Here is a 22,797-nt window from a genome sequence, read left to right as displayed (position 1 = left end):
GATGTTTAAAGATAGTAAATCAATAAGAAAAATCTGATTTAAGTTTAGTTCAAAATAATCGAAGTATTAAATACAACTTCACTTGCTAAAGTTTTATGCACTGGACATCGGGAGGCAATTTCTTTTAATCGCTGTTTTTGTGTGTCGTCTAAATTCCCAACAAACTTCAACTTTTTACTTATATGATCTAAATATCCAGGTTTTTCAACATCCAATTCTAGCTCATCACTATGCTTTTTTGAATATGAGATATAAACAAACACTTCTTGTAAATCCCATTTTTTTCGTTCTGCATACATTTTCAAAGTCATTACTGTACATGCAGCTAGAGACGCATTCAAATATTCATAAGGTGAAGGGCCAAAATCATCACCTCCAATCGTAGTAGGCTCATCTGCAATAAAACTGTGTTTTTTAGTTTGAATAGAAGTTGTAAAATTATCTTCTATAAGATTTAAATGTCCAACTAATTGTTCTCCATTGGTATCCAACATTATGTTATCTTTTTTATCAAAATAACGTTCAACCCAAGCAGCAATAACATTACCAACATACTTACTGTCTTCGGTTTTTGATAATAAATGATCTGAATTGTCTAAAGAAACAAAACTTTTAGGATGATGTGCTTTATGGTATAATTGTTCTGCATTGTTTATCCCTACAATAGAATCAATTGGAGAATGTAAAATTAAAAGTGGTTTTCTTAACGATTTAACTATGGTAGGCAAATCAGTTTTATCGAAATCAGACACAAATGCTTCATCAATTTTAAAAGGTCTACCTCCTATATTTACTTCTACTTCACCTTTATTTTTAACCTCATCAATTCCATGCGAAAACAAATGTTTTACATGATTAACTGTCGAAGGTGCACCTATAGTTGCTACTGCTTTTATGTTATTTAATTTAGAAGCTGCTACTAATACTGCAGCTCCACCTAATGAATGCCCAACCAACAATGAAGGCGCTTTATAAGTATCTTTTAAAAAATTATTTACTGAAATAAGGTCATCAACATTCGCAGAAAAATGACTATCTGCAAATTCGCCTTCACTTCTACCTAAACCAGTAAAATCAAATCTTAATACTCCAAAACCATGGTTTGTAAGTGACCTGCTAATATTTTTAACAGCACTTAAGTTACTACTACACGTAAAGCAATGCGCAAAGATTGCAAAGTAGTTTGGTTTTTGGTTCGCAGGCAATTCTAGATATGCTTGAAGTTTAATACCTTTTATATTTTCAATTTGAAGTTTTTCAGTTTTCATAATCTGATTTTATGTAAAATTTAAAGTTAGCTATGCATTAGTAGTTGGTCGCAATAAATTGAAAATACTTAAAAAAGTGACTTTAAGAACTACATGACAACATAGAACAACCTACTTTGTGTCTTGCCCAATCTGGACGTTTTGCAAACCATTTTTCATATTCTGATTGCTCTTGGTATGGCTGTTTTAATAATTTAAATAATTCATCAATTAATTTATAATCGCCTTTATTTGCGTCATCAATAGCCAATTGAGCCATATAATTCCGGAGTACATATTTAGGATTGACTTTATTCATCGCTATTTTTCTTTCTTCATCAGAACGTGTCTCTTTATCTAATCTAAATTCATAACGTCCAAACCAATCTTTCCACTGCTGTGCAATTTCAGCTGAAATTTCAGTTAGCATATAAAATGCATCATTTACAATTTGTAATCCTTTTGAAGCATCACCCTTTTTAAAACTTGATAAATTTCTAAAGAAAATTGTCATATCTGTTTCGGAAAGCAGCAAACAATCTTCGAGTGCTTTAATCAATAAATTATCTTTGTCATCAACAAGGTCTAATCCTAACTTGGATCTCATCATTTCTAAAGATTTAGTTTCAAAATCTGTTTTATATTGTTCTAATATAGTTTCTAAAGGTTCTGTCTCTTGAATTAATGGATATAGTGCATTAGCTAATTGATACAAATTCCAAAGTCCGATATTAGGTTGATTGCCATATCGATAACGCTTATGCTGGTTATCGGTTGTATTTGGAGTCCACCCAAAATCGAAACCTTCAAGCCAACCATATGGACCATAATCTATGGTTAAACCAAGTATTGACATATTATCTGTATTCATAACTCCATGAACAAAACCAACGCGTTGCCAATGAATAATCATCTCCAGTGTACGCCTTGATACTTCAGCAAAAAATTTAATATATGTTGCTTTAGAAGGGTTGCCCAAATGTGAAAAATGATGCTTTATGGTATAATCAACTAATATTTTTAGATTTTTATGATCTTGTCTAGCAACAAAAATCTCGTAGCTCCCGAATCTTAGAAAAGAAGGCGACACTCGAGACACAATAGCACCTTTTTCGTAAGCTGAATTTCCATCATAAAGCATATCTCTTAGCACTTCATCACCTGATAATGCTAATGATAACGCTCTAGTAGTGGGCACACCAAGGTGAAACATAGCCTCACTACATAAATATTCTCTTACAGAAGATCGCAATACTGCTAATCCGTCTGCAGTTCTTGAATATGGTGTTTTTCCAGCACCTTTAAGTTGAATCGCCCATTGTTTATTTAGATGTTCAACTTCGAATAAATTAATTGCTCTTCCATCACCTAGTTGCCCAGCCCAATGTCCGAATTGATGTCCACCATAACACATAGCGTAAGGCGTTGTATTTGGTAACACTTTATTCCCAGTAAATACATTAGTAAAAGATTCTTGTTTAATTTCATTTTCAGAAACACCTAAAGTAGAAGCCATATTACTAGAAACATGAATCAACACTGGTGCTTTTGTTTTTTTAGGTTCCACATACGAAAAACAAGCTTCTTTAACTTGTCGTGTTGCATTCTCTAAAATTGGATCTGCTGGCAATTCTTTAGTGAATGTATGTTTTATATTTAAATTCATATTTGTCTAGCCATTTCAAAAGGTCTTTATCTGACGGGTTTCTTAATGTTTTTGTATCGATAGTAATTGTTGGGAAATTTAGTTTTCTATTGTTGTATAAGTTACGTAATTCTTCAGCATAATCTACATTTTGTTCAACATCAAAAAACTCAAAATCAAGACTTAATCCATCAAAAAACATCTTATAGTGTTGTGTTTTATGGCACCTTTCGGCACCATAAAGTTTAATAATAGTATTCATTTTTAAATTCTTTCTCGTTATTTAAGCTTATCTGAATGAAGCTTGCGAAGTTTAGTCAACTTAGGCGTAATCACAAAACTACAATAGCCTTGATTTTGATTATCTCTATAATAATTTTGATGTTCTTTTGTTGCTTCGTAAAATACATCTAAAGGAGATACTTCTGTCACGATTGGATTCTCGTAATATGTTTTTAATTCTTTGATTACAATTTCAGAAATCGCTTTTTGCTCATCATCATTATAAAAAATTACTGATCTATATTGTGTTCCACGATCTGCACCTTGACGGTTCAATGTTGTAGGATCATGAGTTGTCATGAAAATGACAACCATTTCTTCAAATGAAATGACATTAGCATCAAACGTTATTTGAATGACTTCTGCATGACCTGTTAATCCAGTACAAATTTCACGATATGTTGGATGTCCAGGGACAATTCCGCCAGAATATCCAGAGACAACCTTAAGAACACCTTTCACTTCTTGAAATACTGCTTCAGTACACCAAAAACAACCACCTCCAAAAGTAGCAACTTGTATGTTTTTAGTTGTCATTTGCTACCTCCTTTTCGAGTTGCATAGATTCTGAATTGATACAATAGCGCAATCCGCTAGGTTCTGGGCCGTCTGGGAATATATGACCTAAATGCGCATCACAAGTATTACACATCACCTCAACACGAACCATTCCGAAAGAAGCGTCTCTTTCATATTTAATAGCATTTTCTTTAATTGGTTGTGTAAAACTTGGCCAACCTGTTCCAGAGCTAAACTTGATAGTAGAATCAAACAGAGGTGTATCACAACAAATACAATTATATTGCCCTTCGTCATAAATACTACATAATGCACCACTATGTGGTCGTTCAGTTCCTTTTTGTCTTGTAATTCTAAATTGCTCAGGAGTTAATTGAGCTTGCCATTCGGCTTCTGATTTTTCTACTCGTTTATCAGGAGTAGGATTCCCATTTACGGAAAAGTTGATAACGTCTTTCCAAGTAAGCATGATATAGTCCTTTCTTTTTTTAATTAATATATATGCTTTCAATTTAAAGTTAGTCGAAATAAATCTAAATTTCTTACAATTATTTATTATGATTAGTTTACTGAAAGCATTTTATAAATTTACGACAAAATAAAGTGCCTATTTTACATTAACTAAAGTTTAGTATTTTTACTAAAAATCCATTTTATGACTCCTCTTATTACTAAAGCCGAACAATTTGTTTCTAATCATCTTAATGATAATTTAGACACTTCCTTTGTTTATCATAATATTGCTCATACCCAAAGAGTTGTTGCTAAAGTTCATGAACTCATTGAAGAAGTTGAGTTGACTGATAATGAAAAGGAACAATTAATTTTAGCAGCCTGGTTTCATGATACTGGATTTACAAAAACTATTAATGGTCATGAAAAGGAAAGTGCAAAAATTGCAGAAGGATTTTTAAAATCTGAAAACATATCTGAAGACATAATCAATAACGTTTCAGAAATCATATTAGCAACCCAAATGCATTATGAACCAAAAAATAATTTGGAAGGACTTATTAGAGATGCAGATTGTGCTCATGTTTCAAGTAAAAACTATGAAGATTACTCATCGCTTTTGCGTAAAGAATGGGAACTAACTTTAGATAAAAAAGTATCTAAGGACGAATGGCTGCAAGAGAATATCAAATTCATAACAAATCATACATTTTATTCCCCTGAAGCGGCTTCAAAATGGGAAAAGCGTAAGGGGAAAAACTTAGCAAACCTCATACAGAGTCAAAATAAAATCAAGGAAAAAACTGAGAAACTTAAACAGAAAAAGGCAGAGTTACAGTTTAAAAAACACAAATTGGATTTACCTGAGCGAGGCATAGAAACGATGTTTAGAGTGGCACTCCGAAATCATATAACCTTGAGTGATATTGCAGATACAAAAGCTAATATTTTATTATCTGTGAATGCGATTATCATTTCATTGGTTTTATCTAATCTTGTGTCAAAATTAGATAATCCTTCGAATTCTTATTTAATTTGGCCTACAGTTGTTTTTGCACTATTCACTGTAGCTTCAATTGTGTTATCGGTTCTTGCCACACGACCTAACGTAACAAGTGGTAAGTTTTCTAAAGAAGATGTCGCCAATAAAAAAGTAAACTTATTGTTCTTTGGAAACTTTCATAAAATGAAACTTGATGAGTTCGAATGGGCTATGAACGAAATGATGCAAGACAGAGACTACCTTTATAGTTCACTCACAAAAGACTTATATTTCCTTGGTTTGGTATTAAATCGAAAATACAACTTACTTCGTTTAACCTATACAGTTTTTATGATTGGTATTGTAATAAGTGTAATTTGTTTTGGATTAGCTTTTGAAATGTATGGAACAAGTACCATAATAGACGAAGCAAGCTCTTTAATTCAATAATTAAATCAAGCTTTTATTTCTTTCATTAAATCTTGGTAGGTATAAAACTCTTTATTATTGTTTTTTTTATGATACAATACACTTACGCGTATAGCCTTTAACCCTGTAACAGCTTGTAAGTCTTGAAGTTCTACAATCTCCATATCATTATCTAAATATTTTTTAGATTGTAAGAATTTAATATATCTCATGTATTCTATTTCATCTTGTTTTTGAGAATACACAATACTTATTTTTCCTTTTTGAGTAACACGTTCTGAAGTTCCTTTTATATACGCTTTATCAACTCTCTTTTTTACAATCTCATAACGTGCATTATACGTACCATCTACATCAAATTGTTTTTCGTCCATTCTAAAACTAATAGATAATGGTTGATTAAATACTAGTATCATGGAGGCAACATCAAGTTTTACTGGAAAGTCAGATTGCATTAAATAAAAAGCATTCTCCATCTCTACCATAACTTGTAACTGCCATAATCGTAGGTTGTATAAGTAAATCGGATTAAAACTATCTTCTTTTGTTATAGATTCTCCTATGTACATGTTATGCTCCACACCGTCAGTTTTGAAACGCTCAAAATAATGAGGATACATCGCTTGAGCTTCAATTTGTTTTTTATCTAAAAGCCAAGCCATTTCTTTGTTGATTAGAGCAATGGTATCGTCATAATTTTTCCTGTGATGGTAAAGCACTTTAACTTTATCATCAATACTATCAAAATAAGACTGAACCTCTTCTTTTAACTCATGTGTCACCTTTAAGTGATCAAGAACTGGATCAATATCTTGATTAATAAATGCGGAAATTTGCTGTTCACTATCAACTTGAAAATTAGTTTTTAATCCATTTAAATAGGTGTTTATTTGGAATAAGAATTGCTCATATATTGGTAAACTTTCAATCTTTAAAGCATTTTCAACAATAGATTTCAGTGCATTTAACTGAATTGTCAAATCGTCTCTTGTTGCAGAATTTCTAGCTTCTGAAGATCCTTTTATATCAATTTGACCATAAAGTGGATATATATTATCGAATGCTATTTTGTTAAAGTTAGGTTCCTTACCATTCAATTGATCTTTAATAAAATTCCGTGCTTCTTTTTCAAATCTCCAATGCACACTTGGATGGATTGATGTACATTCGGTTTGGATTATGGCTTCCACCAAATTTTCTTCTTCATTTTTAGAACGCTCTACTGCGGAAACAATAAATGGCATCACGTCATTTAACTTATTGGCATTTATGCTATTAAGCACTTTCGGTTCTTCTGAAACAATTTCAAGAATTCCTAACAAGCCATCTTCATTAGCAATAGGTGCTAAAATGGCGCTTTTAATATTTTGATGCTTTAGTGTTTTTATTTGAGGCGCTTTACCTTTAGACAACTCATAATACTTATTAACATCAGATAGAGTATAGAATTTTTTATCTTCTAATAAACGTTTATAAGAATGCTTACAAAGTGTTCCTGAACAACTTTCACTATCTAACTTATTTAATAAAAAGCTATTCATTTCAACTCCATAAACACGCTCAAATTGACACTCTTCTTCATTGTATATAGAAAATCCAACTTTTATATTTTTCAAACCAAGTAGTGATTGAAAAACAGCATGGAAGTCTTCCATAAACCCTTCATCCTTTCTTTTATCTTCTCCAATTAAAGTAGTCTTAATATTAGATATAGATTGGTCATCTGTAACATTAAAAATATTAGAGATTACAAAACCCTTAAATAAGTAACTGTCTTTGGGGAACTTTTTCTTCCACAACTCAATATTTTCGAAATTATCAAGAAGTTCATCAACATCTTCTTGTGTAATTTTAGGAGCTTTTTTTGTTGGAATAATTTCAGTAAAATCGGCATTATATAAAATTTTATAAAATTGCATGATGCCTTTTTCATTAGGAATTTCATAATAAAAAGGACGCTTGAAATTTAAATTATAACCGTAACAAAATGCCAGAATAATAGTACATGCTATGATGTATTTATCATCTTCAGGCATGTTTTTGATTTTCAATTCAAAATCGTCACCAGCCTCTCTTATAATATTTTTGAAGCGCTCAGAAGAATTAAAAATAAGATTATGAAAAGGTACTGAAGCCGTCTTTATTTCATTTTTAGAAAGTACAGGACTAAAAGAATCCTGAAGAATAATTCCGATTTCTTTTTCTCGTTCTTTCAAAACAGATATTTCGCTAAAACCCTCTCTTAGTATAGGGTAAGCATCAGCACTTTTTAAAACACGTTTAGCTTTAGCAGCTATGAATTCGTCATCACTTATTGCTAAATCCTCATAATACTTAAGTAGTTTATTAAAACTTACTAAAAGCTTAAAAGGTGAATCAAGGTTATCGTTGAGATTATTCATAGTGGCTGTTCTGAACTTATAAAGTTACGAATTAAAACTATTGTCGATAATTATTAGACTTTCTTACAGCTAAATTGTTACGAAAGAATATGTGAATAGTTTAAAATTAAAAGCCTAATATTCCGTAAGTCCAATTAGAACCATCACTAATAAAAATAAGTGTTTTTGTACGATGACCTCCACCTAAACCTGAATCCATATTTACTGGTCCAGCAAATCCAGTACTGCTATCACCTGCAAAAAACAACACACCTGCAAGTGTATCATCAGTTGACAAAATGATGTCAGCATTGATAGTATCTTGAATATTTCTTATTATATATATCCTTCCAGGATGATCGTCTGCGTCTGGCAGTTGAAATTCCTGATCATTAACCGTGGGACTGACCGAAATATAGACACCATCATCAATAGGAGCTGGAGCGCCAACTATTCCTGCAATAGTGACATGTTTAACTGATAAATTACCATTTATTTCTAAAGTACTACGAGGTGTTGTTGTGCCGATACCAACTTGTGCAAATGAGCATATGCTGCTCAAAAGAACTGTTATTATTAAAATTCTCTTCATAATCATCCCTTTAATGTTATGCTTATATCCAATAAGCAGCAGGTTCTATTATTTATTTGGGGCTTGTAATAACTTTAATTTGTTTTTTCTTCTAATAAAACAATGTCGTATTTTGAATTTAATACTGCTTTTCCATTTTTTACTTCAATATCCTGATTTGAATATGCATCATATAATCTGGTTCCATCTTCATAAATTCTGGAGACATTTAATTCTTTTGCTCCTGAATCTAAATCTAATCCAATAACTACAACATCTTTAAAATCCCCTTTAGTCATGCTTCTGTAAAACACATATGGTTCTTGTGTTATCATTTGATGTATCCCAGCTCCAACTGCAGGATGGCGTTCTCTAAATTTACCTAATTTTTGCCAATGATTCAAAATAGCTTTAGTCTTACGACTGTTTGAAATCGCTTCCCAATTCATAAATGAACGTAAAGTAGCGTCTCCATTGGCACCTTCAACTATTAATGATCTAGCAGATTCATCTCCATAATACACTTGTGCTGTTCCTGGTGATAAAAGTAACTTATTGGCTGTTTCAAATGGCTTTGAACGTTTAGCATCAAATGGACTGCCGTCATCATGTGAACTTAAATAATTTAATGTTCCGAAATCTTTTAAATCACCTCTCAAAGCTTCAGAATATCTTTTAAATAAATCTTCGTAACCTAGTTCTTTTGAATTCCATTTAAACTCAAAATTGATTAAACTTTGGAAACTGGGTGGACTGAAATAATTGACTTCTCTATCGCCAAAATCAAATTGTTGTCCGCTACTAATTCCGTAGTTATAAACTTCACCAACTAAGTAGAAGTTGTTATCATCTAAAACTTTTTCGGGATTGTTCTTTTTAAATTCTGTAAACGCATAATCACATTCGATTTTAAATTCTTGCCATACAAATTCTTCAGTGTGTTTTACAGTGTCTACACGATAACCATCAACCCCAAATTCTGTAACATAATCGGTTAACCACTTCATGATATAGAAACGAGGTGCTCTAGGGTATTTTGTTCTTTCAAAAAAGTTGTCAAGTTCAGTGACTTCTTGCTCATAACGTCCTTCAGATTTCCATTTTTCAATCAATTGAGGAGGCAAATCGACATTATCATTACTTTCTGTTTTAATATCTGGAAGGTTTTTTACCAAGGTACAAGTAATCGTATTTTCATAACTATCGTACTTACATTGCGGACTCGTTCTCACCCAACTATTTGGCCAAACAGAATCTTTATCCGTAACTGGACCTGTATGATTTATTACAGCATCTAACAGAATACGAATGCCTTTTTTGTGTGCCGCTGTAACCAATTCATGTAAGTCCTCTTTAGTTCCGAAATTAGGATCGATATTCGTCCAATCTTTGGTCCAATAACCATGAAAACCATAAGTTACTCCTGTACCTTCATTGGTTCCGCCATGAATTTGCTCTACAATTGGTGTCATCCAAATGGCATTGATTCCTAAATCTGTAAAATAGTCTTCATTAATTTTTTGAGTGATTCCTTTAATATCACCACCTTCAAAACCTCTAAGTTTCCCAGTTGTTTTAGTTCTGTCAAAATTAATGTCATTTGAAGTATCTCCGTTATTGAATCGATCTGTTAACAAAAAATAAAGATTTGCACCTTCCCATACAAAAGGTGTTTTTGCATTTGCAATTGAAACATCAACATCAGAAATATCAACATTATTCTGTTTATGATTCTCCTGACAGGAAGTCATCATAAGAAAACCGCTTACTAAATAGAAAATATATTTCATAAAGTCTTATCGTATTAATATTTTATATTCCCATGGTTTAAGTGATATTTCATCACCTTTAAACTCAATTTTTTGATTAGTCATATAATCTAAATACATCGCTTTGGGAATAGATAATTTGTTATTTTCATTAGACACATTTCCAACAAATAATATTGACCTACCATCTTTTGATCGTTCGAACATAAGTATTTCTTTTATAGATTCTAAACGGTTATAAGTTGCGGCATTTTTCCCACCATGCAAAGCTGGATTTGTGTTTTTAAGCTGTCCTAATTTTTGAAGTAATTTCCAACTATCACCTTTGGTTTTAGGAAATGAATCTTTTTCGAAGAATTTTAATCTATGGTCTAAATCGTATTCCTGCCCTGAATATATTAATGGCATTCCCTTAAGCATAAAACTCAAGACTGTCATTAATTCTGAAGCATCTCCCATACGCTCTTTTATTGTACCGTTCCATGAATTTTCATCATGATTAGTGACAAAATTCATTAAGATATCATCTGCATCATAATCTTTGCCTATTTTTTGAATATAAGCCTCATAATCATTCAAATTCTTTTCGCCTTTAGCTAAAGCATTTAATAAATGATGTCCATCCCAAGCATAAGCCATATCAAATAAATTTCCATCTAATAATTCTGGCTCCCAAGCTTCTGCTAACATGAAAATATCTTTCTTTTTTCTGAGTTCAGGCACAGCTTGTTGCCAAAAATCTAATGGTACAGAACCTGCAACATCGCATCTAAAACCATCTACACCTTCTTCGGTAATCCAATACGACATGTCTTCAATCATTTCAGTTCTCATATTTTGATTGTCGTAGTTTAAATCGGCAACATCAGTCCAATCTGTACCTTCTGGATGAATCACTTCACCTTTGTCATTTTGCGTATAATAATCTGGGTTCGTTTTTAACCATTCATGATCCCAACCTGTATGATTAGGAACCCAATCTAAAATAACATAGATACCATTATCATGAGCAGTTTTAACAAGCTCTCTAAAGTCTTCCTTTGTTCCAAATTCAGGATTAATTTTAGTGAAATCGGTAACAGCATAATAACTTCCTAAGTATTTAGCCTGTTGATTTGCAGGAAACTCAGAAGCAAATTTACTATCTGGACCTCCTGTTGCTTTTCGTTTTGTTTCAGAAATTGGAAACACAGGCATCAACCAAATAATTTTAACGCCTAAGTCTTTTAACTGCGGAATATCTTTTGTAAACATATCAAAAGTACCTTCAAGTGAGTATTGACGAATATTAGCTTCGTAAATCACAGCTGTTTCCATATCAGAATTTGAAACTGGAGCTAACATCTCAATAGTCTCTTCGTTTACTACTTTATCAACCACTTCTTTATTTTCTGTTTTGCAGGCAAAAAATAATGATAGAGCAACTATTATTAGCGTGTAATTTTTCATGTTTATTGTTTTTTGAGTTTTATTTCGATTTCTTTTTCTTTTTCTGTATTCCATTCTATTGGAATCGTCAGCGTTTGTTTTTTGCTATTCCAAACACCTTTGGTTTTTCTATTACCAATCTTGATCCGCTTTGGTTGATATGGTATATTATGAACTACAAGTGATATTGCTTTGTCCTGAGATTTGTAGTTATTTCCTATTTCAGCTTCAATTTCGATCTCTAAACATTGTCCATCAAGTTCTGCTTCAAATTGAATGAGTTCATAAGCGCCTTTTTCGAAGGCATTTACCGTTTTACCATCATCGTTATATATTACACGTTCACTTTTTTTAATAGAAGCATCAAAAAAGTAGTGTACAATTAAATCATTTGCATCATATTCTGAAGTCGATTGTATGGTTTGTGTCATTGGAATAAATGCGCCTCCACGAACAAATGTTGGGATAGTATTTTCCTTTAATTTATAAATTGCAACACTTCCACGATTATACTTTTTGTTTGAATAAAAATCAAACCAATTTGAAGATTTTGGAAAATAAATCGTTTGATTTTCAGCTTTAGAAATAGTAACAGGTGATACTAAAAAGTCATTTCCCCAAAGGTAAATAGTCGCATCGTCTTGAAGCATTTTGTTAGTTTCTTCTTCAAAGAACAATGGTCTCATTAAAGGCGCTCCTGTTTGATTGTTCTCGAACATCAGATTATAATTATAAGGCAGTAATCGATAGCGTAATTCGATAGCTTCTTTAGCCATTTTTTTTGCCTTATCGCTTCTAAACACCGGTTCGCTAGGAACATCTTCTTGTGCATGTGGTCTGTAAATTGGTTGAAATACACCATATTGTAACCAACGCACATATAATTCATCATCGAGATTTGCACCTGCAAATCCGCCTAAATCTGAATGCATGTATGCTAAACCTTGCATCCCCATTTGTAATGCAATTTCTGGCTGTGATTGTAATCCTCCCCAAGTTCGATTAACATCTCCAGACCAAGGCACCATACCAAATCTTTGAGAACCAGAATAACCCGCTCGCATTAAAATAAATGGTCTATTACTAGGGTTAGCTTCTAAGCTTGCTTTGTAAACTAATTTTGCCCAATAATGGCCATAAATATTATGAACCTCATCTGCTGAACCTGTTGCATGTTGTACCCAAGAAGGATGAACTTCTGGTTCGCCTAAATCTCCCCAAAACCCATTAAATCCTAGTATTGATAAATCTTTATAGATATTTTTAAACCAGTCATTCCCTTTCGGTTCAAAAATATCTATGATGCCAGTATTTCCAAAATAAAAATCATAGGTTGCTGGTTGTCCGAGGGAATCTTTCGCCAAAATATTTTCTTTAACTGCCTCATCCCAACGACTAGATGTTGTTAACATAAATGGTTCTGTGATTAAGATCGTTTCAACATCCTTAGACTTCAAATTTTTTATCATTTGCTTTGGATTAGGAAATGAATCTTTTAAAAACTCTAAGTTGCCCATAGTTCCTTTGAGCTCTTTACCAAACCAATACAAATCTAAAATGATTGCATCAACAGGAATCTGTTCTTCTCTAAATGCATCAATAGTTTCTATTGTTTCCTTTTGAGAATGATAACCGAATCGGCTTGAAAAATTACCTAAAGCCCAACGTGGTAACATAGGTTGCTTTCCTGTTAAATCGGTATAATTATCTACGATATCAAACCATGATTCTCCTGCAATGACCTGATAGGTTTTTCTACCAGAAATGGTTTCGTAAGTAACTGTGTTATCTGCTCTACTATCTAAATCTAAATAACCAATTGGTGCATTATCAAAATGTAACATATACTTATTTGATGACATCACAATCGGCATTGTAAAATTCATGAGTTTTGACGCTGTTTCATAACCATAATGTGCTCTATTATATAGCCTCAAACGGTTTCCACGACGGTTCATTCCTAAAGCTCTAGCTCCTCCTCCATATAGCACTTCATCTTCAGAAACACCAAACTGAATGGTTTCAAATTCATCATTTTTTTGATATCCATTTCGTTCTGAAACGATTGGTTTGCCATTGTATTGGTAGGAAATCTTAAAAGGTTGTTTTTGAATACTGACTGAAATACCTTCCGAAGAAAAATAAACTTCTTTAGTATTGTCTTTAAAATCTGTTATTAATTTTGATGGTTCTAAAACGACTGCATGAGATGCATTCAAGGCTGTTTCTCCAGTAGGAATGAATGTTGTTTCAACAATATCTTTTGAATAGAATTGAATATTATACATTCCGTCTGAAACATAAATTTCTAATTGGTTATTATTCAATTTGGCATCAACAAATTCACGCTCTTTAATACTTTCAGGAAACAACCATAATATGGTTTGTTCAAAGTTTGTACGCCATAATTCTTCGTTGTGTTTCCCTTCAGGAACAACTTTAGAATTAATATTTTTAAGATTAAAGCCTTGATCTTTGAGAATATCAATAACTTGATTCATATCCTTAACTGTCTGATTTATTTCTTCAAAACCAGCATTACTACCTTCATTGCCACCTGCAAGAAAATACATTTTAGTATCTGAAACATTTCCATGTAGCTTCGTATATTGCTTTATTTCAGGAGCAAACCAAAATGCTGGTGAGTACACACCTATTTTACCAAATATCTCAGGATATTTTAAACCAGCATAATGCGAAATCAATCCACCCATTGAACTCCCAATGATGGCTGTATTTGCTTTATCAATCAAAGTCTTATAGTTATTGTCGACATATGGCTTTAAGGTCTTTGTAATAAATTCAAGATAAGCGTCACCTTCTCCTCCTCCATATTTATTATTCTTCCATGGAGAATATTCATCAAGACGATTGTCACCTCCATTATCAATTCCAACTATGATAAGTCCAACATTTTTATCCCTAAACAATCTATTCATCGTTTCGTCTGCATTCCACTCACCTGAATACGAGGTTTTATTGTCAAACAAATTTTGACCGTCATGCATATAAACTACTGGATAAGATTTGTTCGACGTGTAATAATCTGGTGGTAAATAGATCCAAATACGCCGTTTTCTATTAAGCTGTGGCATTTCAAAATCTTCAGAAATAATCGATACATTATCAGCAGCTGTTGAAGCTTTTTGAATATCAAAGGAATTTGACCAACCAGCAATTTTTACATGCATGGTATCATTTGCTTTCTTGAATATGTGGTTTCGGTTATCAATGGCTTCACCTTTATTATTGCACTCTACAGATTGCCATGACCCTTGTGTGAATTTGAACAGCAAGTTTTCAGATGTTTGTAAGGTGATTTGGTGTTTTCCTTCCTTTAATTGAAGTTTATATTTGTCTTGTCCACCAGTCCAATCTTCAAAGCCGCCCGAAATAAAAATAGAAGCATCTTTTGGTGTTTCTTCTGGCAACTCATCGACTACAATCGTGACTTGAGCCATTAGGTTGAACCCAAATAATAAACTTAATATGAGCGTAACTATTTTCATTTATATTTTTTGTTTAGTAGTCAACATTGTAACTCCTTTACTATTTAATCCTATTGTATTATTCCAAATAACAGTGTCTCCTGTAACAATATTTCTTAAGGTCTTACTATCCAATCCTATTTCTGAAAAACGTTTTAAATCTAGTGATAATGGATCTTCGTTTTTATTTAGAATCAATACTACAGTTTCATCATCTAAAATTCTAGTCAACACATAAATTCCATCCAATGGAGCAAAATGAAGTGTTCGGCCTTCATGAATGGCTTTACTGTTCTTTCGGTAATTCAAAAGTTTTCTCATAAACGATTGCATGTCTTTTTCTTCATCAGACAAACCTTCACCTGTAAATGCATTAACAGAATCTCCTTCCCAACCACCTGGAAAATCTGTTCGAATTAAGCCATGATCACCTGGTTTTTCAAAATCATTCATTAAGATTTCAGTTCCATAATACATCTGCAAAATTCTAGGCATAGTTGCATAAGTAGCTAATGCCATTTCAGTATTTGTCACATCTCCTTTCAACTGTGTGAAAATGCGACTCATATCATGATTTCCTTCAAAAATCATAATATCTTTTGGGTTAGCATAATGGAAATCATTGGCTAAGCCTTCATAGATTTTCACAAGACCTTTATCCCAAGATTCTTCTTCATTAAGTGCTTCAACAACTTTAGTTTGCATGGCAAAATCCATAGTAGATTTCAGATTAGAATCGTAACCGTCTTTATTTTTTGCGCCATCTTGCCAATAGCCAATTAGTAACGGATTATAACTCCATTCTTCACCTACAATACTAAAATTAGGGTATTCTCTCATAATAGTTCCAGCCCATTCACTCATAAAATTTTTATCAGGATAAGGGTAAGTGTCTTGACGAATACCATCTAGTTGTGCCGTTTCAATCCACCAAATACTATTTTGAATGATGTATTTTGCCATGTATGGATTACGTTGATTTAAATCTGGCATCGTTGCTACAAACCAACCTTGAGAATTTCGGTCGCTATCATATTTTGATGCGTAAGTATCCTGATTTGTTGTTCGCCTATGATTGGAATTAATAGTCGTTTTCCAATCCCAATTATCAATATTTGATTCATAGTGATCTTGTAAATTCACCCAATCTTTAAAAGGCAAATCTTTCATCCACCAGTGCTCTAATCCGCAATGATTAGCAACCTGATCCATAATCAGTTTCATTCCTTTTTGTTTTAACTTTATGGATAAATCTTGGTACTCCTGTAGTGTTCCAAAACGTGGATCAATATGATACAAATCTGTAATAGCATAACCATGATAGGAACCTTGTTTCATATCATTAATTAACAATGGCTGTGGCCAGATTGCAGTAAATCCTAAATCATGAATATAATCTAGATGTTTTGTAATACCTTGAATATCGCCACCGTGACGTGCATAATTATTTGTTCTATCAATTGTACGCTCTAATAATTCAGGCTGACCTTCAATAGCAAGTGGAGAATCGTTATTAGGATTAGCATTTACAAATCGGTCTGGCGTAATTAAATAAATAGCATCAGTACTATTAAAACCTATAAAATCTTCAGCAGACTTAACTCGATCTTTTAATTCGTAAGTATCGATTAATTCGTCTCCATTATCATTTTTAAATCTAATATTGAATACTCCTGGTGAAGCGCTTTCAGCAATACTCAAATCTAAAAACAAGTAGTTGTTACTATTATCGCCTTTAGAAACTTTTTTTATTGAAACACCATGATAAGAGACACTAGGCATGTAATCTCCAATATTATCATGCTTCACTAAAAGCTGTAAGTTTTCATCTTGAAAACCAATCCACCAATTTGGTGGTTCTATACGTTGAATATCATTTTGCTTAATGAATTCAAGTTGTACTTTTTTAGTATTATTTACAGAAGTATTTTCTTTACAAGACACAGTTGAAATCACTAAGTATAAGAAACACAAATAGATAAGTTTTTTCATAGTGTCATATTTTAAAGGTGTTCTGTTTTTATATCGTCACCAAATTATTCGGACTTATTATTACTGAATTACCATTAACTAAAATCTCTAAATCTTGTTGACCTTCAAGCTCAAAATGCGTCTGACCTTTACTAGCTTTTACTTTTATGATCTGGTTTCTGAAATTCACTTTAAATGAATACCCCTTCCATTGTTCTGGAATTTTAGGCTCAAAAGATAGTTTCCCATCAATGATGCGCATACCTCCAAAACCTTCAACGATGCTCATCCAAGTTCCAGCCATTGATGTAATGTGTAGACCTTCTTCAACTTCATGATTGTAATCATCTAAATCTAAACGAGAGGTACGCAAATAAAACTCATAGGCTTGATCCATCCTGTTTAATTTAGCTGCTTGAATACTATGTACACATGGTGACAATGAGCTTTCATGAACTGTAAATGGTTCGTAAAAATCAAAATGACGCTCTAGTTCTTCAGTTGAAAAATGATCTTCAAAGAAATAAAAACCTTGAAGCGTATCTGCTTGTTTTATATAAGGCGAACGTAAAATGCGATCCCAAGACCACTTTTGATTAATTGGTCGATCACTTTTTGGCAAATCAGAAACTGATATTAACTCTTTATCTAAGAAACCATCTTGTTGTAAATAAACATTTTTATCTTCTGAAAAAGGAAAATACATATTATCTGCTACAGCTTTCCATTCTTGAATTTCAGCTTTAGATAATTTGACTTTATTCATGATTCTTGCATAATCTGAACTAAATTCAATTTCAATTTTTGAAATATTTTCTAGAGCATAATCAATACACCATTTAGCAATGTAATTGGTATACCAATTGTTATTCACATTATTTTCATATTCATTTGGTCCAGTAACACCAAGAATAACATATTGCTGTTTGTCTGCTGAAAAATTTGCACGTTGATACCAAAATCTGGCTATTCCAATTAAAACTTCAAGTCCTTTTTGTGGAATATAGCTGTAATCATTTGTGTAACGATGGTAATTGTAAATAGCGAATGCTATCGCTCCATTTCTATGAATTTCTTCAAACGTGATTTCCCATTCGTTATGACATTCTTCACCATTCATGGTTACCATTGGATATAAAGCAGCACCATTTGAAAACCCTAACTTTTCAGCATTTTCAATAGCTTTTTCTAAATGATTGTATCGATATTCTAAGAGACTTTTTGCAACATTTTGATCTTTGGTGGCCATATAAAATGGAATACAATAGGCTTCAGTATCCCAATATGTACTGCCTCCATATTTTTCTCCAGTAAACCCTTTAGGACCAATATTTAATCTGGCATCGGTTCCTAAATATGTTTGGTTTAAGTGAAAGATATTAAATCGAATTCCTTGTTGAGCAGCAACATCACCTTCAATAGTGATATCTGCCATATCCCAAATTTTAGCCCAAGCCTGTTTTTGTTTTTCTAATAAAGCATCAAAACCTAATTCTGACACTTTTTTAAGTGTTTTTTTTGCTTCAGAGATCAATTCATTCTTATCATGATTTCTATCTGACACATAACCACCAAATTTTGTAAGTGTGATTGTATCGCCTTTAGAGACTTGGTTTTGATAGGTAAATGCGATATTATCAATTGAGTCATTAACTGTCTTGTTCTGTTTCAAAACAGTTCCATTAAGCGATACTTGTGTTTGCATTAATGTACACACGTAAAAATGTGTTTTCATTGTTTTAGAAACAATAAATGCTTGCTCTTGCTCATGGTTAACACTAAGAACATCCCAAAATTTATCATCCCAATTTGAATCTTCATTAGTGATTCTGTTATCTAAATAAGGAGAGAATTCTATTTGAGCATCATTATTTATTGGTGTTACACTGTATTGAATAGCACCAATTTCATCAATATCTAAACTCAAAAAGCGTTTTGTTTCGACTTTTACTTCAATATAGTTCTGAAGTGTTACTGAAAAGCTTCTAGACAACCAACCTTCTTTCATGTTGAGTTCTCTTCTAAAATCATCTACCTTAATACATTTTGCTAAGTCTAAGACTTCGCCACTAATTGATACATTAATTCCTATCCAATTTGGGGCATTCAATACTTTCGCGAAATATTCAGGATAACCATTCTTCCACCATCCAACTCGAGTTTTATCTGGATAATAAACACCTGCGACATAACTTCCTTGGAAAGTTTCGCCAGAATAATGCTCTTCAAAATTAGCACGTTGTCCCATTGCTCCATTTCCTAAGCTCATTAAACTTTCTGAAGATTTTACTTGTTTTGGATTAAAACCCTCTTCTATGATTGACCAATTATCTGGTTGTATATAATTATTATTCATTTTGTTTTATAAATCAGTTATTGATTAATAAATCATTTTTTATTTATTGTTCCTGAAATAATCCCTTCTAAAAATTCTGAAGACATTTCTGTAAAATCATTAAAAACATAATCCGCTTCATGTAACACGGATTGTTCTCCAATACCAATTGAAATCATATTTGCAGTATTTGCAGCCTGAATTCCAGCTACAGAATCCTCAAACACAGTGCAATCTTCTGGATTCATCCCAAGAAGTTTTGCTCCAATTAAGAATACTTCAGGGTCTGGCTTCGCTTTTGACACGTCATTTCCATCAACAATAGCTTCAAATTTCGCAAAGAGATTTACCTTTTTTAAGATTGGTGTAGCATTTTTACTGGCAGATCCTAAAGCAATAGCTTGTTCCTGATTGATTAAATAATCAAGTGTTTGTGATACATCTGGAAGAATCTCAGAATCATCCATTTTATCGATATAACTAAGGTAGTCTTGGTTTTTCATACCCATGAGTTTTGTAAACTCATCTTCTGAAAGTGTTTTATTTCCCCATTCTAATATTTTTTCTAATGAACGTACACGACTCACACCTTTAAGCTGTTCATTTTGTACTTCAGTAAAATCTACACCTATACTTCTCGCTAATTTTTTCCAAGCGAGGAAATGATATTTTGCAGTATCTACAATAACACCATCTAAATCAAATATGAATCCTTTTTTATGCATTAGTTTCAGATAATTCTGGTTGATACATTATTGCTTTTTTATTGGTAATTAATAGATTACATAAGCCTGCTAAGACTAAACTTATGCCTGCAACAGTCATAGCATTAATTGCTTCTTCACCTAAAAGACCTGAGATAAAATTGATACCTCCCAAAGCAGCTATGATTTGTGGAATAACAATAAACATGTTAAAAATACCCATGATTACACCCATCTTTTTTGGATCTACTGAACTTGATAGCATAGCGTAAGGCATAGAGAGAATACTACCCCAAGCAAAGCCAATTAATATGAATGAAATTTTTAAAGTTTCGGGAGAAGCATAGTTCATATAGAGAAAACCAATACCTCCAAGTATTAAAGATCCCATATGCACATACTTTCTGTTGATATTTCTTCGAGAGGTATAAAATGTTAAAATCAAAGCAAAGACCATTGATGACAACCCATAAACACCCATTGCTGACCCAACAGAATTTGAAGCTTCTTGAAAGTTAGTATTAACAACATTAAAAGCTTCAGCTTGAGTAGGAATAGACATATCATAAGAGGCTTCAATTGGTGCAGGCGCTTTAAAAACGTGTTCAGTTAAAGCTGGATTTGCTAAACTCCACATTGTAAAAAAAGCAAACCAAGAGAAAAACTGAATCAATCCAAGTTTTTTCATTGTTAACGGCATGCTACCAATATTGTTTAATATATCTGGAATAAAATTATTCTTTTTAGCTTTCTCCTTTTCAAATTCTTCCATATCCTCAGGAGGATATTCAGAAGTTGTAAAAACGGTATATAGAATACTGGCTAAAAATACAAAGCCTCCAATAGCAAATGCTACTTTTACAGACATAGGAACAACTCCAGATTCAGCAGAATTACTGACTCCTAATTGAGAAACCATCCATGGTAAATTACTGGCAACCCAAGTTCCAATACCAATAATAAGCGTTTGAACTACAAAACCATAAGATCTTTGAGATTCAGGAAGTTTATCAGCAACTAAAGCCCTAAATGGTTCCATTGAAATATTTATAGAGGCATCCAATATCCATAAAAACCCAGCAGCAACCCATAAAGCAGGAGAATGAGGCACAAAGAATAATGCAATGGAACTTAAAATAGCTCCAATTAAAAAATAAGGTCGTCGTCGTCCCCATTTCACACTCCAAGTTCGGTCACTCAGATAACCAATTATAGGTTGAACTAGTAAACCAGTTAAAGGTGCAGCTATCCAAAGTAAAGGTATAGCATCTTTTTCAGCTCCTAGAGTTTGAAATATTCGAGACATAAAGCCTCCTTGTAGTGCAAAACCGAATTGTATCCCTAAGAATCCGAAACTCATGTTCCAGATTTCCCAAAAACCTAAGGCGCGCTTTTTCATAATAGTATGTGTTAATTAATACTATTGACAAGCGGTAAAACTTATCAAAACTTAAATGTAGAAGTGAAAATATAAGTTTTGATTCGGTGGTAAATATAGTAAAGTTTTTTTTTAATCTGTATTAAATGTCTTATTTGGTCGATTCTCTTTCAATCAATTCGGTCTCGATAATAACAGTTTCGTACACCTCTTCCTCTTCTTCATCAGTCTCTTCGAGTTCTAATCTGTTTATCAACAAATCTGCTGCTTTTTCGCCGATTTTTTGGCCGTGTTGACTGACAGTAGTTAAGCTTGGCGTGGAGTGCTTTGACAACACACCATCAGTAAAACTGACAACTTGTAGTGACTTTGGAATTTCTAGCCCTAACTTTCTAGCAACTTTAATCGCTGTAACAGCATACAATTCATTTACAGCGAAAACACCATCGATATTCTTGTTAGATTTGAATAATAATTCAATCTCATTTTCAAGTTTATCTAAGTCTTCATCTGAAAGCAATTTATCTTCAATTTTCAATATCATAGAGCCTTTTAGATTGATTTTATGTTCTTCTAATGCCTCTAAATACCCTTGAGTTCTTAATTTCCCGACACTAACGTAGTCTCTAGTCGTAATGATTGCAATGTTTTTACAGCCGTTGTGAATTAGTTTTCCAACAGCTTTCTTAGCGCCTTCAACATCATCAACAATAACTTTATCGCATGGAATACTGTCAACTACGCGATCAAACATTACTATTGGCATTCCTTGATTAATGGTCTCAGTAAAATGATGATAATCTTGTTGCTGAAGTGTTTCTTTAGCTATTGATAAAACAAAACCATCAATACTACCATTAGCTAACATTTGCATATTAATAACTTCCTTATCAAAGGATTCGTTTGAAAGTCCGACAATAACATTGTAGCCTCGCTTATTAGCCACCAGCTCAATACCAGTGATTACTTTTGAGAAAAAATGGTGAACAATTTCAGGAATAATAATTCCAATCGTTTTGGTCTTCCTGTTTTTTAAACTTAAGGCAATATTATTAGGCCTGTAGTTGTATAGCTTGGCAAATGCTTGAACTTTTTGTCTAGTATCCTCACTTATTTCAATACTATTTCTAAGCGCTTTAGAAACGGTAGAAATCGAGACATCTAATTCTTTAGCAATTTGTTTTAGTGTAACTTTTCTTTTCATGTATTCTGGAA

15 protein-coding genes and 1 pseudogene are annotated in these 22,797 nt (G+C 32.7%); 1 reads left to right on the top strand and 15 read right to left on the bottom strand.

Annotation, left to right across the window (positions count from 1 at the left end):
* Nucleotides 1-44: 44 nt before the first annotated feature.
* The 5 genes from AB8B90_RS11690 to msrB form a co-directional block, all read right to left on the bottom strand.
* Nucleotides 45-1,268 (bottom strand): alpha/beta fold hydrolase, encoded by a 1,224-nt coding sequence (locus tag AB8B90_RS11690; protein ID WP_405337079.1) that lies wholly within the window; start codon nucleotides 1,266-1,268, stop codon nucleotides 45-47.
* A gap of 82 nt (nucleotides 1,269-1,350) precedes the next feature.
* Nucleotides 1,351-2,913 (bottom strand): protein adenylyltransferase SelO, encoded by a 1,563-nt coding sequence (locus AB8B90_RS11685; RefSeq protein WP_405337077.1) that lies wholly within the window; start codon nucleotides 2,911-2,913, stop codon nucleotides 1,351-1,353.
* The gene (locus AB8B90_RS11680; RefSeq protein ID WP_405337075.1) at nucleotides 2,882-3,154 is read right to left on the bottom strand and encodes a glutaredoxin family protein; all 273 of its coding nucleotides are present in this window, start codon (nucleotides 3,152-3,154) and stop codon (nucleotides 2,882-2,884) included. Before AB8B90_RS11680 ends, AB8B90_RS11685 begins: the two co-directional genes overlap by 32 nt.
* Before the next feature lie 17 nt (nucleotides 3,155-3,171).
* Nucleotides 3,172-3,711, bottom strand: coding sequence for a peptide-methionine (S)-S-oxide reductase MsrA (gene msrA, locus AB8B90_RS11675; protein ID WP_405337073.1), 540 nt, complete (start codon nucleotides 3,709-3,711; stop codon nucleotides 3,172-3,174).
* Nucleotides 3,701-4,162 (bottom strand): peptide-methionine (R)-S-oxide reductase MsrB, encoded by a 462-nt coding sequence (gene msrB, locus AB8B90_RS11670; protein WP_405337071.1) that lies wholly within the window; start codon nucleotides 4,160-4,162, stop codon nucleotides 3,701-3,703. Before msrB ends, msrA begins: the two co-directional genes overlap by 11 nt.
* A gap of 186 nt (nucleotides 4,163-4,348) precedes the next feature.
* On the opposite strand from msrB, the gene AB8B90_RS11665 reads away from it, so the two are divergent.
* A complete protein-coding gene (locus AB8B90_RS11665) occupies nucleotides 4,349-5,578 on the top strand; it encodes a Pycsar system effector family protein (protein ID WP_405337069.1) in 1,230 nt (409 codons plus the stop codon).
* 5 nt (nucleotides 5,579-5,583) lie between these two features.
* On the opposite strand, the gene AB8B90_RS11660 is transcribed toward AB8B90_RS11665, so the two are convergent.
* The 10 genes and pseudogenes from AB8B90_RS11660 to AB8B90_RS11615 all read right to left on the bottom strand — a co-directional run.
* Nucleotides 5,584-7,959 (bottom strand): GAF domain-containing protein, encoded by a 2,376-nt coding sequence (locus AB8B90_RS11660; RefSeq protein ID WP_405337067.1) that lies wholly within the window; start codon nucleotides 7,957-7,959, stop codon nucleotides 5,584-5,586.
* Nucleotides 7,960-8,065: 106 nt separating this feature from the next.
* Nucleotides 8,066-8,530: a hypothetical protein gene (locus AB8B90_RS11655; RefSeq protein ID WP_405337065.1), complete on the bottom strand. Its 465-nt coding sequence runs from the start codon at nucleotides 8,528-8,530 to the stop codon at nucleotides 8,066-8,068.
* A gap of 74 nt (nucleotides 8,531-8,604) precedes the next feature.
* Nucleotides 8,605-10,299 carry an alpha-amylase family glycosyl hydrolase gene (locus AB8B90_RS11650; protein WP_405337063.1) on the bottom strand — a complete coding sequence of 565 codons (1,695 nt, stop codon included), beginning with the start codon at nucleotides 10,297-10,299 and terminating at the stop codon, nucleotides 8,605-8,607.
* 6 nt (nucleotides 10,300-10,305) lie between these two features.
* On the bottom strand, nucleotides 10,306-11,727 hold the full coding sequence (locus tag AB8B90_RS11645) for an alpha-amylase family glycosyl hydrolase (protein ID WP_405337061.1): 1,422 nt from the start codon (nucleotides 11,725-11,727) through the stop codon (nucleotides 10,306-10,308).
* A gap of 2 nt (nucleotides 11,728-11,729) precedes the next feature.
* Nucleotides 11,730-15,215 (bottom strand): TIM-barrel domain-containing protein, encoded by a 3,486-nt coding sequence (locus tag AB8B90_RS11640; protein ID WP_405337059.1) that lies wholly within the window; start codon nucleotides 15,213-15,215, stop codon nucleotides 11,730-11,732.
* Nucleotides 15,216-17,186, bottom strand: coding sequence for a glycoside hydrolase family 13 protein (locus tag AB8B90_RS11635; protein WP_405337057.1), 1,971 nt, complete (start codon nucleotides 17,184-17,186; stop codon nucleotides 15,216-15,218).
* A gap of 28 nt (nucleotides 17,187-17,214) precedes the next feature.
* The gene (locus tag AB8B90_RS11630; protein ID WP_405337055.1) at nucleotides 17,215-19,521 is read right to left on the bottom strand and encodes a glycoside hydrolase family 65 protein; all 2,307 of its coding nucleotides are present in this window, start codon (nucleotides 19,519-19,521) and stop codon (nucleotides 17,215-17,217) included.
* A 32-nt stretch (nucleotides 19,522-19,553) separates the two neighbouring features.
* A complete protein-coding gene (gene pgmB, locus AB8B90_RS11625; RefSeq protein WP_405337053.1) occupies nucleotides 19,554-20,225 on the bottom strand; it encodes a beta-phosphoglucomutase in 672 nt (223 codons plus the stop codon).
* Nucleotides 20,218-21,603 (bottom strand): MFS transporter, encoded by a 1,386-nt coding sequence (locus AB8B90_RS11620; RefSeq protein WP_405337051.1) that lies wholly within the window; start codon nucleotides 21,601-21,603, stop codon nucleotides 20,218-20,220. The genes pgmB and AB8B90_RS11620 overlap by 8 nt, the downstream gene beginning before the upstream one ends.
* Before the next feature lie 196 nt (nucleotides 21,604-21,799).
* Nucleotides 21,800-22,786: pseudogene (locus AB8B90_RS11615) on the bottom strand (LacI family DNA-binding transcriptional regulator); the annotation flags it as partial.
* Nucleotides 22,787-22,797: the final 11 nt, after the last annotated feature.

The organism is Psychroserpens sp., from assembly GCF_045105015.1.
Lineage (GTDB): Bacteria > Bacteroidota > Bacteroidia > Flavobacteriales > Flavobacteriaceae > Psychroserpens.
Note: the sequence above shows the minus strand (reverse complement) of the source record. Positions and strands in the feature narration are given on the sequence as shown.

What these genes read in the sequence shown, in the direction of transcription:
- AB8B90_RS11640 (WP_405337059.1), bottom strand. Translation starts at nt 15,215, where the DNA reads ATGAAAATAGTTACGCTCATATTAAGTTTATTATTTGGGTTCAACCTA.
- pgmB (WP_405337053.1), bottom strand. Translation starts at nt 20,225, where the DNA reads ATGCATAAAAAAGGATTCATATTTGATTTAGATGGTGTTATTGTAGAT.
- AB8B90_RS11690 (WP_405337079.1), bottom strand. Translation starts at nt 1,268, where the DNA reads ATGAAAACTGAAAAACTTCAAATTGAAAATATAAAAGGTATTAAACTT.
- AB8B90_RS11650 (WP_405337063.1), bottom strand. Translation starts at nt 10,299, where the DNA reads ATGAAATATATTTTCTATTTAGTAAGCGGTTTTCTTATGATGACTTCC.
- AB8B90_RS11685 (WP_405337077.1), bottom strand. Translation starts at nt 2,913, where the DNA reads ATGAATTTAAATATAAAACATACATTCACTAAAGAATTGCCAGCAGAT.
- AB8B90_RS11620 (WP_405337051.1), bottom strand. Translation starts at nt 21,603, where the DNA reads ATGAAAAAGCGCGCCTTAGGTTTTTGGGAAATCTGGAACATGAGTTTC.
- AB8B90_RS11645 (WP_405337061.1), bottom strand. Translation starts at nt 11,727, where the DNA reads ATGAAAAATTACACGCTAATAATAGTTGCTCTATCATTATTTTTTGCC.
- AB8B90_RS11635 (WP_405337057.1), bottom strand. Translation starts at nt 17,186, where the DNA reads ATGAAAAAACTTATCTATTTGTGTTTCTTATACTTAGTGATTTCAACT.
- AB8B90_RS11665 (WP_405337069.1), top strand. Translation starts at nt 4,349, where the DNA reads ATGACTCCTCTTATTACTAAAGCCGAACAATTTGTTTCTAATCATCTT.
- AB8B90_RS11655 (WP_405337065.1), bottom strand. Translation starts at nt 8,530, where the DNA reads ATGAAGAGAATTTTAATAATAACAGTTCTTTTGAGCAGCATATGCTCA.
- AB8B90_RS11680 (WP_405337075.1), bottom strand. Translation starts at nt 3,154, where the DNA reads ATGAATACTATTATTAAACTTTATGGTGCCGAAAGGTGCCATAAAACA.
- msrB (WP_405337071.1), bottom strand. Translation starts at nt 4,162, where the DNA reads ATGCTTACTTGGAAAGACGTTATCAACTTTTCCGTAAATGGGAATCCT.
- msrA (WP_405337073.1), bottom strand. Translation starts at nt 3,711, where the DNA reads ATGACAACTAAAAACATACAAGTTGCTACTTTTGGAGGTGGTTGTTTT.
- AB8B90_RS11660 (WP_405337067.1), bottom strand. Translation starts at nt 7,959, where the DNA reads ATGAATAATCTCAACGATAACCTTGATTCACCTTTTAAGCTTTTAGTA.
- AB8B90_RS11630 (WP_405337055.1), bottom strand. Translation starts at nt 19,521, where the DNA reads ATGAATAATAATTATATACAACCAGATAATTGGTCAATCATAGAAGAG.